The organism is Aestuariirhabdus sp. LZHN29 (genome assembly GCF_049985285.1).
Classification (GTDB): domain Bacteria; phylum Pseudomonadota; class Gammaproteobacteria; order Pseudomonadales; family Aestuariirhabdaceae; genus Aestuariirhabdus.
This window is the reverse complement of record NZ_JBNIEU010000001.1, coordinates 651,649-663,904: the sequence shown is the minus strand read 5'-3', so window position 1 is coordinate 663,904 and position 12,256 is coordinate 651,649. Positions and strand designations below refer to the sequence as shown.

The 12,256-nt window shown below is 58.2% G+C and carries 14 protein-coding genes; 11 read left to right on the top strand and 3 right to left on the bottom strand.

Going from position 1 to position 12,256, the window contains the following annotated elements:
* Positions 1-134 precede the first annotated feature (134 nt).
* The 11 genes from rsxA (at position 135) to ACP3PW_RS03155 (ending at position 8,540) form a co-directional block, all read left to right on the top strand.
* Positions 135-716, top strand: coding sequence for an electron transport complex subunit RsxA (gene rsxA, locus ACP3PW_RS03205; protein ID WP_426415220.1), 582 nt, complete (start codon positions 135-137; stop codon positions 714-716).
* Between the two features lie 12 nt (positions 717-728).
* A complete protein-coding gene (locus ACP3PW_RS03200) occupies positions 729-1,271 on the top strand; it encodes an RnfABCDGE type electron transport complex subunit B (RefSeq protein ID WP_426415219.1) in 543 nt (180 codons plus the stop codon).
* A complete protein-coding gene (gene rsxC, locus ACP3PW_RS03195) occupies positions 1,268-2,749 on the top strand; it encodes an electron transport complex subunit RsxC (protein WP_426415218.1) in 1,482 nt (493 codons plus the stop codon). The genes ACP3PW_RS03200 and rsxC overlap by 4 nt, the downstream gene beginning before the upstream one ends.
* 2 nt (positions 2,750-2,751) lie before the next feature.
* Entirely contained in the window at positions 2,752-3,834 is a 1,083-nt protein-coding gene (locus ACP3PW_RS03190; protein ID WP_426415217.1) for an RnfABCDGE type electron transport complex subunit D, read from the top strand.
* Complete coding sequence (rsxG, locus tag ACP3PW_RS03185; RefSeq protein WP_426415216.1) at positions 3,831-4,535, top strand: electron transport complex subunit RsxG; 705 nt, start codon at positions 3,831-3,833, stop codon at positions 4,533-4,535. Before ACP3PW_RS03190 ends, rsxG begins: the two co-directional genes overlap by 4 nt.
* Positions 4,535-5,236 carry an electron transport complex subunit E gene (locus ACP3PW_RS03180; protein ID WP_426415215.1) on the top strand — a complete coding sequence of 234 codons (702 nt, stop codon included), beginning with the start codon at positions 4,535-4,537 and terminating at the stop codon, positions 5,234-5,236. The genes rsxG and ACP3PW_RS03180 overlap by 1 nt, the downstream gene beginning before the upstream one ends.
* A gap of 4 nt (positions 5,237-5,240) precedes the next feature.
* Positions 5,241-5,513: an RnfH family protein gene (locus ACP3PW_RS03175; protein ID WP_426415214.1), complete on the top strand. Its 273-nt coding sequence runs from the start codon at positions 5,241-5,243 to the stop codon at positions 5,511-5,513.
* A complete protein-coding gene (modA, locus tag ACP3PW_RS03170) occupies positions 5,513-6,250 on the top strand; it encodes a molybdate ABC transporter substrate-binding protein (protein WP_426415213.1) in 738 nt (245 codons plus the stop codon). Before ACP3PW_RS03175 ends, modA begins: the two co-directional genes overlap by 1 nt.
* An 8-nt stretch (positions 6,251-6,258) precedes the next feature.
* Complete coding sequence (gene modB, locus ACP3PW_RS03165; protein WP_426415212.1) at positions 6,259-6,924, top strand: molybdate ABC transporter permease subunit; 666 nt, start codon at positions 6,259-6,261, stop codon at positions 6,922-6,924.
* Complete coding sequence (modC, locus tag ACP3PW_RS03160; RefSeq protein ID WP_426415211.1) at positions 6,921-8,000, top strand: molybdenum ABC transporter ATP-binding protein; 1,080 nt, start codon at positions 6,921-6,923, stop codon at positions 7,998-8,000. Before modB ends, modC begins: the two co-directional genes overlap by 4 nt.
* 111 nt (positions 8,001-8,111) lie before the next feature.
* Positions 8,112-8,540, top strand: a complete 429-nt coding sequence (locus ACP3PW_RS03155) for a hypothetical protein (protein ID WP_426415210.1) — start codon at positions 8,112-8,114, stop codon at positions 8,538-8,540.
* A gap of 152 nt (positions 8,541-8,692) precedes the next feature.
* Here the strand turns inward: ACP3PW_RS03155 and ACP3PW_RS03150 are convergent, their stop codons facing one another.
* The 3 genes from ACP3PW_RS03150 to ACP3PW_RS03140 are packed head-to-tail and all read right to left on the bottom strand — an operon-like array spanning position 8,693 to position 12,251.
* Positions 8,693-9,667, bottom strand: coding sequence for an SMP-30/gluconolactonase/LRE family protein (locus tag ACP3PW_RS03150; protein WP_426415209.1), 975 nt, complete (start codon positions 9,665-9,667; stop codon positions 8,693-8,695).
* Positions 9,664-10,719 carry a Gfo/Idh/MocA family protein gene (locus tag ACP3PW_RS03145; RefSeq protein WP_426415208.1) on the bottom strand — a complete coding sequence of 352 codons (1,056 nt, stop codon included), beginning with the start codon at positions 10,717-10,719 and terminating at the stop codon, positions 9,664-9,666. Before ACP3PW_RS03145 ends, ACP3PW_RS03150 begins: the two co-directional genes overlap by 4 nt.
* The gene (locus ACP3PW_RS03140; protein ID WP_426415207.1) at positions 10,716-12,251 is read right to left on the bottom strand and encodes a tripartite tricarboxylate transporter permease; all 1,536 of its coding nucleotides are present in this window, start codon (positions 12,249-12,251) and stop codon (positions 10,716-10,718) included. Before ACP3PW_RS03140 ends, ACP3PW_RS03145 begins: the two co-directional genes overlap by 4 nt.
* Positions 12,252-12,256 lie beyond the last annotated feature (5 nt).

Sequence of the window (12,256 nt, the reverse complement as noted above, 5' to 3'; positions counted from 1 at the left end):
GGCCACTAAAAGTCATTAAATACAATAGGTTATATGTATTTCTCAGGGCTTTCTGGGGGCTGGCATAGCTACTGCAACGTACTCATAACAGAGTAATGCACTGTAGTAGTGCATGCACCATTTTGGAGAGTGTCGTGACCGAGTACCTGCTACTGATTTTGGGGACCGCATTGGTCAACAACGTCGTTCTGGTTAAGTTCCTGGGGTTGTGTCCGTTTATGGGGGTGTCGGGAAAGTTGGATACCGCCATCGGCATGGGCATGGCCACCACCTTTGTGCTGACGCTGGCGGCGGCGGCGAGCTGGGCCATCGAAGAGCTGGTGCTTGCGCCTCTGGGGATCGGGTTCCTGCGCATTCTCTCCTTTATCCTGGTGATCGCTGCGGTGGTGCAGTTTACCGAGATGCTGGTGCGCAAGAGCAGTCCGGTGCTGTACCAGTTGTTGGGAATTTTTCTGCCACTGATTACTACCAATTGCGCGGTATTGGGGGTGGCGTTGTTGAACGTGCAGGAGAACAACGGATTTACCCAGAGCCTGCTGTTCGGTATGGGGTCCGCGCTCGGGTTTAGTCTGGTAATGGTGATCTTCGCCGGGTTGCGTGAGCGTCTGGAGTTCGCCGATGTGCCGGAGACGTTTGCGGGGGTTCCCATCGCTTTTATTGTCGCGGGATTGTTGTCGATGGCCTTTATGGGCTTCGCTGGCCTGCCGGTCCACTGAGGAGGGAGATCCATGTTTACTGCGGTGATGGCATTGGCGCTGATGGGAGGGGTGTTGGGTTACCTGCTAGGGATCGCTGCGATCCATTTGCGGGTCGAGGAGCCGGAGATCGTGCAGGAGTTGGAGGCGCTGTTGCCCGGAACCAACTGTGGGCAGTGTGGCTTTCCGGGGTGTCCCGCCGGTGCTCGCGCGCTGGCAGAGGGCACGGCGCCGGTTACCCTGTGCCCTCCCGGAGGCAAGCCCCTGGCGGAGGCGTTAGCGCAAAAGCTGGGCGTTGAACTGGACCTGTCGTCCATGGCCGACACGGGTCCCCGGGTGGCCATCGTGGTGGAAGAGCAGTGTATTGGTTGTACCCGCTGCTTCAAGGTGTGCCCAACCGACGCCATTATCGGCGCGCCCAAACAGATGCACAACGTGGTGACAGCTGCCTGCACAGGATGCAACAAATGCATCGATATCTGCCCCACCATGGGCATTGAGATGGTCGCCCCCGCCTTAACCCTGTCGAGCTGGAAATGGCCCAAGCCCGAGCCGGATGCGGAGATTCAGCGATGAAACTGTCAGGTTTTCGTGGGGGTATCCATCCGCAGGAGCGCAAGGAGCGTACCGAACAGTTGCCGATCGTCAGGCTGCCGATGCCGAAGCGGCTGTATGTGCCCCTGCAACAGCATATCGGTGAGCCCGCGGTAGCGCGGGTGACAGCGGGGCAGCGGGTAAAGCGCGGTGAGTTGATCGGGGGCAGTGTGGAGTGGTTGTCGGCACCGGTCCATGCGCCAGCCGATGGCACGGTGGTGGCGGTGAGCGAGTTCGCGTCTCCCCATCCGGCAGCACTGCCGGTGACCACCGCCATTATTGAGGTCAGTGACAAGCAAACACCCTGGACCGTCCCGGATGAAGATCCGTTCGGCCTCAGTCCGGAGGAGCTGGCTTTGCGTATCCGCCAGGCAGGTATCGTGGGCATGGGTGGGGCAACCTTTCCGTCGGCGGTCAAGCTCGACCTGGCGCGTAAACAGGGTGTCGATACCCTGATCATCAATGGTGGTGAATGCGAGCCTTACCTTACCTGCGACGACCGCCTGATGCGCGAGCGCGGTCAGCAGATCGTCACCGGGGTCGCTTTAATGTTGCGGTGTCTGGAAGCGCGGCGTGCGGTGATTGTGGTGGAGGATAATAAGGCCGAAGCGCTGGCGACCCTGCGCGAGTTGTGTCTTAGCCAGGATCATATTAAGACCGTGTCGGTGCCGACACGATACCCCCAGGGTTCGCAAAAACAGATGATTCAGTCAGTGCTCGGGCGCGAGATCCCCGCAGGCGCCCATGCCACTGACCTGGGTGTGGTGATGCACAACGTCGCCACCGCCTATGCGGTGTACGAGGCGCTGGTGGACGGTAAACCACTGGTGTCGCGAATAGTGACCGTTGGGGGCGGCGCGATACCCTCCCCGGCCAACCTTGAAGTCCCCCTGGGAACCCTGGTCGAGGACCTGTTGGCTTATTGCGGTTTAGAAGATGAGAGTTATGAACGTTTACTCGTGGGCGGCCCTATGATGGGGCAGTGGCTACCCCATGGCCGGGTGCCGGTGATCAAAGGCAGCAGTGGCATCATCGCCCTGAGCGAGGCGGAAACACGGGTAGAGATGCCGCGCCCCTGCATTCGTTGCAGTCGCTGTGTGGGTGTCTGCCCCTCGGGTTTGTTGCCACTGGAGCTGGCCAGCAGAATCCGTAAGGAGCAGTTTGTAGCGGCGAGTGCGCTGGGGTTGGAAGATTGCATTGCGTGCGGATCCTGCGCCTACGTTTGTCCTTCGAAAATCCCGCTGGTGCAGTATTTTCATTACGGCAAAGGCCAGCTGCAGGCGCGTCAGGCACAGCAGAAAAAAATCGACAAGACCGCAGATCTTGCTTCCAGTAAAGAGCAACGGCTGGCGCTTATTGAAGCGCAAAAAGCGGCGGCTGCAGCGCAGCGTAAACGAGAAGCTGCTGCCAAAGCGGCGTTGGCGAGCGCCGCAACAGCGACCCAGAACGAAGGAGATTAAGCATGGCTCACACCCTCTTGAGCGGACCTCACACCTTGGCGCGCAACAGCGTCAGCCGCACCATGCTGACGGTGATGCTGGCGCTGGTGCCGGCCACTGTGTGGGGACTTTACCTGTTCGGTTGGCCTGCGATTAATCTGTTTGTGGTAACGCTGGTGGCCGCACTACTGTGCGAGGCCGCCTGTCTCTATCTGGCAGGGAAGCCGATTCGACTTACGCTGTGGGATGGCTCCGCTCTGCTAACGGCGTGGCTGTTAGCGATGAGCTTGCCACCCTGGGCTCCCTGGTGGATCGGTGCGCTGGGCAGTGTGATTGCGATTCTGGTGGGAAAGCAGGTCTTTGGTGGAATTGGACATAATCTTTTTAACCCGGCGATGGTGGCGCGGGTAGCGCTGTTGATCTCCTTTCCGTTGCAGATGACATTGTGGACCTCGCCGGCGCCCCTTTTCAGTGGCTCTGCACCCGGCTTTGTCGAGGGTTTGGCGATCAGTTTTGGTGCTGTTTCGGTTGATGCTTACAGCGGGGCGTCCCTGCTGGGCACTGTAAAAACCGAGTTCACCCTTGGGCATGAGTTAAGCCAAATTCTCCCTGAGGGGATTGATCGCTGGCAACGGGTGCTGGGTACCCACCATGGAAGCCTGGGTGAAACCTCGGCGTTGCTTCTGGCGCTCGGGGGGGTTGGCTTGATCGCATGCGGCATCATCAGTTGGACCATTCCGTGCGCGATGCTGGGAACCGTCGCCTTGATGGCGTTGCTGTTCAGCAGCATCGACCCAGCACGTTATCCGGGGGTGGAATATCACCTGCTCAGTGGTGCCTTGATGCTGGCCGCCTTCTTTATCGCCACCGACCTGGTGACCTCCCCCAACACCGTTAGCGGACAGTTGCTGTTCGGGGCGGGCTGCGGCGCGCTGGTCTATATCATCCGCACCTGGGGTGGTTACCCCGAAGGGGTGGCGTTTGCGGTGTTGCTGATGAACGGCTTAGTGCCGCTGATTGACCACTACCTGAAACCGCGGATCTACGGCCGGGATCGCAGCGGTCGGCCGCTGGGGGCAGAAGCCGCCGGGGAGCGTGCCCCATGATCGGTCAGGGTCTTGCCAAGCGAGGTGTCGTCAAGCCCAGTTACACCCAGCGACCGGCCCATTTTGCCGCTATCCTCGGCATGCTGTCGGTGCTATCGGGAACCCTGCTCACCTTCGGCTATATCGGTACAGCGGATGCGATCGCGCAGCGCATGAAGGAGGACCTGCAGCGCTCGCTGCAGCAGGTGTTGCCGCCTACCCATTATGACAACCTGCCCAGTGAGCGGCCTGTGCAGGTGCGGCTGCTCTCTGGCGAGGAGCTAATTGCCTATCAAGCAACCCTGGAGGGGATGCTCTCGGCGGTGGCCTTTGAGGTTGAGGAGGCCGGCTACGCAGGCCCCATCCGCATGGTGATGGGTGTGAGCGCCGAGGGTGAGATATTAGGTGTGCGAGTACTTGCGCACACCGAAACCCCCGGCTTGGGTGACAAGATCGAAGTTGCGCGGGATGACTGGGTGCTGGGGTTTAATGGGCATTCATTGCGAAGCCTGAGCTCCCGGCAGTGGGCTGTGAAGAAAGATGGTGGTGAGTTCGATCAGTTTAGCGGCGCCACCATCACCCCACGGGCAGTTGTACGCGGAGTCCACCGAGGGCTCGAATGGCACCGTGATTATGGTGACCAGCTGTTGCTGCTGTCGACGTCCGCCGCTGACAGCGCAATCGATACCCACCAGACTGATCCGGCGAAGGAGTCTAACTAATGTACCCGCAACTGTGGAAAGAGGGGCTGTGGAAAAATAATGTGGTGTTTGCCCAGATGCTGGCGCTGTGCCCGCTGCTGGCGGTTACCGGCACCGCGACCAATGGCCTGGGCATGGGGCTGGTATCGCTGATGGTGTTTGTCATCGCCAACCTGTTGGTGTCGGTGCTGCGGGGAGTGATCCCGCCAGAGGTGCGTATCCCCGCTTTTGTGCTGCTGATTGCCACGGTGGTGACGCTGGTTGACCTGATGATGAACGCCTGGCTGCACGAGCTGCACCGGGTGCTGGGTCTGTTCATCCCGCTGATCGTGACCAATTGCGCCATCCTTGGGCGCGCTGAAGCCTTTGCCTACAAAAACCCGGTGCTGCCTTCACTGGTGGATGGGGTGGCTATGGGTCTGGGCTTTACCCTGGCGTTGGTGGCCCTGGGTGCGACGCGGGAGATTCTGGGCAGTGGCACCCTGTTTGCTAACGCACACCTTTTGTTGGGTGAGATGTTTCGCTTTATGGAGTTAACGCTGATTCCGGGCTATAGCGGATTTTTGCTCATTATTTTGCCACCGGGTGCTTTTATCGTGCTCGGTTTTATCATCGCCGGCAAGCGTGCGCTTGAACGTCGAGTCGAATCCATGAAAACCCGCGGAGAGGGACCCGGCTGTTCGCTGCAAGGGGCCCGGGGCGATGTTGCCTGTGGAGGATAAAGTCATGAAAATATCGATCGCCTACGCGGAAACCCGGCGCCAGCATTGGATTCAACTAGAGCTGGAGGCGGGGGCAACCTTGAACGACGCCATCGTCGCGTCGGGAATACTGGAGCGTTATCCGACCATTGACCTTGAGCAGCAGCGGGTAGGAGTGTTCGGTAAATTCGCCAAGCTGGATACGTCCCTGAGCGATGGTGATCGAGTGGAGATCTATCGTCCTATCGTTGCCGACCCGAAAACCGTTGCCCGGCGTCCCCAGGAGGTCGAAGCGTGATGGGGCTGCGTTTATCTATTCTATGGGCTCTCCTGCTGGTACCGGCAACGCCTCTGGTTGCGGCCGAGGTGCGGGTCGCGGTGGCGTCCAATTTTATGGTAGCGGCGCGGGCCCTGGCCGCAGACTTTGAGCGGCGTTCTGGTCATCGCCTGAGGATTAGTTCAGGCTCGACGGGAAAACTCTACACCCAGATATATCACGGCGCGCCCTATGATCTGTTTCTTGCGGCGGATGCTGAACGCCCCATGCGCGCAGAGCGGGAGGGGCTGGCAGTGACCGGCACGCGCTTTACCTATGCCACCGGAAGATTGGCTTTGTGGAGCCCCCAGGGAGACCCATTGAATCGTCTCCAGCAGGGAGATTTCCGACGCCTGGCCATCGCTAATCCCAACACCGCTCCATACGGCGCAGCAGCCAGCGAAGTATTGGCGCAGCTGCACGGGGATGCCACTCGCAACAAGCTGGTTTATGGTGAGAATATTTCACAAACTCACCAGTTCGTTGCCAGCGGTAATGCTGATCTGGGTTTTGTATCGCTGTCGCAGTTGCAGCAGGAGGAGGGGGGGAATCTGTGGCTGGTGCCCCAGCATCACTACCGGCCGATTCAGCAGCAGGTGGTGCTGCTGAAAGGCGCCATCAGTTTTCAGCCTGCACGCGATTTCCTTGCCTATCTGCAGGGTGAGAGCGCGGGCGCAATTATTGCTGCCGGTGGCTACTACGGCCCCGGTGGAAGTTAGGCTAGGCGATGTGGGAATCGGTATGGATAACCCTGCGACTGGCCTTGATTACGACCCTGATTCTGTTGCTGCTGGGTACGCCGCTGGCGTGGTGGTTGGCCCGATCGCGCCATTTTTTTAGCCAGTTGGTGGCGACGCTGGTGGCGTTGCCGCTGGTATTGCCGCCCACAGTGCTGGGTTTTTATCTGCTGATTCTGCTGGGGCCACGCAGTGAGGTGGGGCAGTTTCTTGAACGCTGGTTCGACCTGCGCCTGGCGTTTACGTTCGAAGGGTTGGTGATTGGTTCGGTGATCTATTCGCTGCCCTTTGTGGTGCAGCCGATTCGCAACGCTTTTGAACTGGTCGGAGAGCGTCCGCTGGAGGTGGCGGCGACCTTACGCGCATCGCCCTTGGATCGTTTCTGGCATGTGGCCTTGCCTCTGGCTCGGCCGGGGCTGTTGTGTGGAGCGGTGCTGGGATTCGCCCACACTCTGGGGGAGTTCGGGGTGGTGCTAATGATCGGCGGTAATATTCCGGGGGAGACCCGGGTGGTGTCGGTAGCCATTTATGACTACGTCGAAACCCTCGAATGGGGGGCCGCCCACCGTTTGGCCGGGGGCCTGTTGCTGTTCTCCTTCTGCTGCATTCTGGCGATGAATCTGTTGGACCGGCGCTTGCGGCGGGGCCCCCTGTGAGTGCCTGGTTGGAGGGCGCGTTCCGCACCGGCTTGGGAGACTTTACTCTCGACGCCTCCCTGAGTCTCGAGTCCAACGGCGTCACTGCGCTGTTCGGTCGCTCCGGTAGCGGTAAAACCAGCCTCTTGCGCTGTATTGCAGGGTTGCACCGGGCCGAGGAGGGTGAACTGTGGGTCGATGGCGTGTGTTGGCAGCAGGGCCGACGCTTCCTGCCGAGCCACCGCCGGGCGATCGGTTATGTCTTTCAGGAAGCCAGTTTACTGCCGCACCTCTCTATTGAAGCGAACCTGCGCTTTGGTTTCAAACGTACCCGTGACGATGCTGGCATCGCCCCCGACCAGGTGATTGAGCTGCTAGGGCTGTCGGCATATCTCGGGCGTATGCCCGATAAACTATCCGGGGGGGAGCGCCAGCGGGTAGCGATCGCCCGTGCCCTGCTTAGCCAGCCGCGCTTGCTACTGATGGATGAACCCCTCAGTGCGCTGGATACCGAGGGCAAGCAACAGATTTTACCCTACCTGCAGACCCTCACCCGTCACCTCAGGATTCCCACTCTCTATGTGAGCCATAGTCTGGAGGAGGTGACGCGGGTGGCGGATCGGATGGTTTATCTTGAGCAGGGGCGGGTGGCGGACCGGGGCACCCTGATGGAGGTCGTGCCTCGCTTGCCGGCGGGAAAAGTGGGTGGCGAGGAGTCGGTGGTAGTCGAAGGGCGAATGCTCGCGCAGGATTCTGGCCATGGCCTAAGTTACCTCGACCTTGAAGGGTATCGCCTTAGCGTTAACCAGATCGGTGCCGAGCTGGGTGAGCGGGTGCGGGTGCGTATTCCCGCCCGTGATGTGGCGATTTCGCTGCACGAGGTGCGGGATTCGAGCATGCTCAACGCACTACCCGTAATCGTGTGTGGACTGCGCGACGGCGCCGACGGTATCAGGGTGTTGGTAGAGCTGCGGGTGGGGGCTACCCTGCTACTGGCCAAGATCACCCGTAAATCCTTCGAGCTGCTGGGGCTCCGCGAAGGCATGGCGGTGTTCGCCCAGATCAAAAGCGTCGCCATGTTGCAAGACCTGGGCTAGGCCTCGGGGTGACCGGGCATTTTTAGCCGTTTGGTACGCCGCGAGGCGCCCTTGTTTGTGGCCGATGCACAGGGCTAGACTAAAGCTCTTAATCTGTCGCGGGGTGCAGGGATGTCGCAGCGAGCCCATGGTCAATACAGCGTAACCTCTAAAGACGCCATCATTGTCTTGCGGTTGGTGGGCTCGTTTAATGAGTATTCGGTTCAGGGAATCTTTGATGATGTGAAAGCGGCGGTAGCCTCCCTCGGTTGTGACGCCTTTGCGATCCTGATTGACGCGCGGGATTATGGGGGCGCGACCCCTGAGGCGCTGGAGGTGGGAAATCGCTACAATATCTGGCTGAACGAGAATGGGTTGGTGGCCAAAGCTATGATACTGGATGCCAGCCTGGTAGCGGAGATCAGCCACCAGAATATGGAGGCGGTCCGAGAGCAGAATGTACGTAAGTTTTCGCAGCAGGACGCTGCTTCGAGTGGCTCAGCTCCCAGCTGGCAGAATCAGGTTTGCCCCGTTAAACCGGTTATTATTTCAATTCAATAGACCGCTGTTTTACTCACAGGAGTTGTTTAATGTTGCATGGCGTTTGTCTGGGCACCAACGACCTTGTTCGCTCCGGGGCGTTTTACGATCGATTGTTAGAGCCTCTGGGCAGGCTGTGTGAAACGGGTATCAGCGCACCGTTTTATCGCCATCTAGCGGGAGTCATCGAAGTGCCAGTGGACCGGCGGTTGTCCCCGCACTCCTGATGGCAGCACCGCAATTCGCTCTCCGAGCAGGCAACCTAGGTAGATGCGGTCCAGATTGGGACCGCCGAATGCCAGCGAAGAGATGCTGCGTAGCTGGCGGCTTTTGACGTTGTCGAGGTGAGGACGCCCCATGGCGTTATTTTTGAAAGCGGCCTCCACCCACTCCAGGTGGTCGGGATCTACATCTTCTATCACGATCTCACTATGGCCATCAGCGCTGACCCGCAGAACACGATTACTGACAATGCTGGTGATCCAGAAATCCCCGTTGCTGTCCTGGGTGAGTCCATCGGGAAATGTACCTGCCCCAAAACGGAAGATGCAGGTGCGATCGTTAAGGCTATTATCGGGACCGATTCTGTAACGCAGCAATTCGCGGCTGAAGGTAGCGTTGACGTAGAGGAACTCCCCAGCGGCATCGACGTAGAGCTCGTTAGTGTAACCCAGATGATCAGCCACGATCCGGGGACCGTCCTTGTCTACAAGAATGATAAAACCATCGGCTATATCACTGCGATAAGCCGCGGCGCGGGGCTGGTGTCTGGTACTGACGGTAATCCATATTCGTCCCTGGCGATCGAGGTATACAAAATTACTCGGAGGAAGTGGCTTACCTTCGATTTCGGTTAGAAAAGGGGTAATGGTGTTATCGCGAGCGATGCGAAAGATTCCGCCCTGGCTGTCCCCTAAATGGGCGACCAGAAAGTCACCATTTTCCAACAGTGCGATTCCATTGGGCTTCAACTGACCGTATCCAGGTACGTCGTCTCCGCCGAAAAAACTTTGTACTCCTGCGGGGCTGATCTCGGTCACGCCGCCACAAAAGTCGGAAACGTAGACGTAACCGGCACGAGTTGTAAGCACGCATTCCGGGCGTACTAAATGGTTACCATGCCAGCTCAGTTGAGTGAGGTCGCTCATTGATCAAGCTCCAGATCGATGCGCCGGCCCTCGGCGTGAGAGCGGTATATTGCATCTTCGATTTTGAGAACGCCCAGGTAGTCGTGTACCCGATTTTCCAGAATTGAGCCGTAGAGGTAATGGTCCGCTACATGGCGGTTGAGTAGGTATACGCAATCGCCTCCAAAATGCTGGTCGTGCCAGTCGTAGTTCAACTCAATCTCTTCAATGGTTCCGAAGTGGCGCAACCAGACGCGGCCGGAGCCATCAAGCCGCAATGTGCCCTGGGTTCCTTCGATCCAGCATTCACCCATGGTTCTGCGATGGTTGTCTGCGCTATGATCAAGTAGCCGGTTGCCATCAAAATGCGCGGAAAGCCCGTTGGCGTATTCAAATAACAGGGTTCCAGCATCCTCGCCGGCGATAACGGGATTGCAGCGCTTAAGGCTGGCGTAAACGGAAAGGGGGTCACCAAACAGAAAGCGAAAGGTATCTACAAGATGCACTGCCGTTTCGTGAATTAAGAAGCGTTCCATTGTTTGAAAATAGGGTTGTCGAGCCAGGTAAGCGTCGGCTCCCTGACCATCACCCGGGCGCAGGGCAAAACGTGCATTCAGGATCTCCCCCAATACTCCGTCGTCGACCACCGCGCGTATGTGGCGAAACCAGGGCATAAAGCGAAAGTTTTCGTGAATGTTAACGGTTATTCCTGCGTTGCGAATCTCTTTTTCCAGCTCGCGAGCTTGCTCCAGATTCTGACCGAAGGGCTTCTGGCACACCGCGTTAATGCCGTAGCGGGCTACCGAACGAATGGCATCGGCATGGGTAATCGGAGGGGTAATGATATCCACAAGGTCGGGTTTAACCGCCTCTAGCATCGTATCCAGCTCGGAAAACAGTTGGGTGATGCCATATTCGTTTGCAATCTCCTGTGCCGCATCGGGATGACGGTTGCACAGCGCTACCACCTCGACATCGGGCATCCGTGACCAAGCTTCGTAGTGGAAGCGGCTGAAGTAACCCGCGCCGATACAGGCAACGCGTAGCGGTTTGTCAACAGAACCTACACTCATACGCTGATTCCTATTCCCAGGCGCTGTTTCAAAGAATCCAATAGGCCGTGCACCAGCCGCTTGATGGGGGGGAGTTGTACCAACACCATATAGATGATGGTAATCGTAAGGATACAGGATACGGGGCGGGTAAATATCGGCCACAGATCACCTTCAGTTACGAGGAGTGCGCGGCGCAGGTTCTCGTCGGCCATAGGGCCCAGAATCAGGCCGATAACTAAAGGAGATATGGGGTACTTCATTTCGGTCAGCAGGTAGGCTGCGATACCGATCGGAACCATCAGGTAGAGGTTTACGATGCTGAGGCCGAGGGAGTAGGATCCGATGACACAGAGTACACCGACCACCGGCATAAACAGTGGAGCGGGGATGCGCAGCAGCTTGACGACCTGCTTGGCGAGAAACATGCCGTTGATCCACATCGCCAGCGATGCCAATACCATTACCGCAGTGATCTCCAGCAGAAAGTTGGGATGGTCGGTGGTGATAGTCGGACCAGGGTTTACCCCGTGGAGCATCAAAGCGCCCAGTAACATGGCAGCAGGTGCGCTGCCGGGAATGCCCAGGGTGAGCAGGGGAATCAAGGCGCCACCGATACAAGCGTTGTTGGCGGTTTCCGAAGAGATCAATCCGGTTGCGTTGCCCTTTCCAAAAGTCTCGGGGTCCTGGGCTGTATTTTTCGCGGTGCCGTAGGAGACCCAGCCCGCGATATCTTCACCAATGCCCGGGACTGCGCCGATTCCTACTCCGATCAGGGCCGAACGCACGATATGGCGCAGGTTGCGGATAATGGTTTTCAGCTCCGGCAGTATGCGACCGAATTCGTGTGCTTTGCCCAGAGCTTCCCGGTTGACCAACACGCGAATAATTTGCGGAATGCCGAAGCAGCCGATTAATACAGGCACCACATTGAGACCTGAGTCCAGCTCGGACTGGTCAAAGGTGAAGCGGGGGTAAAATTGAAGAGTATCGCGTCCTATGGTGGCCAGGAATAAGCCCAGCATTCCTGCGATCCAACCCTTGACCACCAGATCGCTGCTGGTCAGTGTACCCGAGATAAGAATGCCAAATATCGCCAGCAGGAAAAACTCGAAAGATGTGAACTCTAGCGCCAGGTCCGCGATAAGAGGAGACAGCATCACCAGAAAGAGCAGGCCGATTACCGTGCCGATAAACGACGCTGTGGTCGTTAGTCCCAGAGCCTTGCCTCCCTCGCCCCGACTGGCCATAGGGTAGCCATCGAGAGCAGTGGCGGCCGAAGCCGCGGTCCCTGGTATATTGATCAGCACGGCGGGGTAGGATCCACCGTAGATCGCACCCACATAGAGCCCCAGCAGGGACATTAATGCGGTATTGGTTTCCAGTCCGTAGGTCAGCGTGGTCAGTAGGGCAACACCTAGCGTGGCGGTCATTCCGGGCATGGCACCGAACAAAATTCCGAGGAAGCTGGAGCCGAGTAAAATCACAAGGTTTGTGGGGCTGCCGAGCATCTCCACAAGGATATAGAAGAACGCTAGAAATTGGTCCAGCATGGATA

What these genes read in the sequence shown, in the direction of transcription:
- modA (WP_426415213.1), top strand. Translation starts at nt 5,513, where the DNA reads ATGGGGCTGCGTTTATCTATTCTATGGGCTCTCCTGCTGGTACCGGCA.
- modB (WP_426415212.1), top strand. Translation starts at nt 6,259, where the DNA reads ATGTGGGAATCGGTATGGATAACCCTGCGACTGGCCTTGATTACGACC.
- ACP3PW_RS03190 (WP_426415217.1), top strand. Translation starts at nt 2,752, where the DNA reads ATGGCTCACACCCTCTTGAGCGGACCTCACACCTTGGCGCGCAACAGC.
- rsxG (WP_426415216.1), top strand. Translation starts at nt 3,831, where the DNA reads ATGATCGGTCAGGGTCTTGCCAAGCGAGGTGTCGTCAAGCCCAGTTAC.
- ACP3PW_RS03180 (WP_426415215.1), top strand. Translation starts at nt 4,535, where the DNA reads ATGTACCCGCAACTGTGGAAAGAGGGGCTGTGGAAAAATAATGTGGTG.
- ACP3PW_RS03155 (WP_426415210.1), top strand. Translation starts at nt 8,112, where the DNA reads ATGTCGCAGCGAGCCCATGGTCAATACAGCGTAACCTCTAAAGACGCC.
- ACP3PW_RS03200 (WP_426415219.1), top strand. Translation starts at nt 729, where the DNA reads ATGTTTACTGCGGTGATGGCATTGGCGCTGATGGGAGGGGTGTTGGGT.
- ACP3PW_RS03140 (WP_426415207.1), bottom strand. Translation starts at nt 12,251, where the DNA reads ATGCTGGACCAATTTCTAGCGTTCTTCTATATCCTTGTGGAGATGCTC.
- rsxC (WP_426415218.1), top strand. Translation starts at nt 1,268, where the DNA reads ATGAAACTGTCAGGTTTTCGTGGGGGTATCCATCCGCAGGAGCGCAAG.
- ACP3PW_RS03150 (WP_426415209.1), bottom strand. Translation starts at nt 9,667, where the DNA reads ATGAGCGACCTCACTCAACTGAGCTGGCATGGTAACCATTTAGTACGC.
- ACP3PW_RS03175 (WP_426415214.1), top strand. Translation starts at nt 5,241, where the DNA reads ATGAAAATATCGATCGCCTACGCGGAAACCCGGCGCCAGCATTGGATT.
- ACP3PW_RS03145 (WP_426415208.1), bottom strand. Translation starts at nt 10,719, where the DNA reads ATGAGTGTAGGTTCTGTTGACAAACCGCTACGCGTTGCCTGTATCGGC.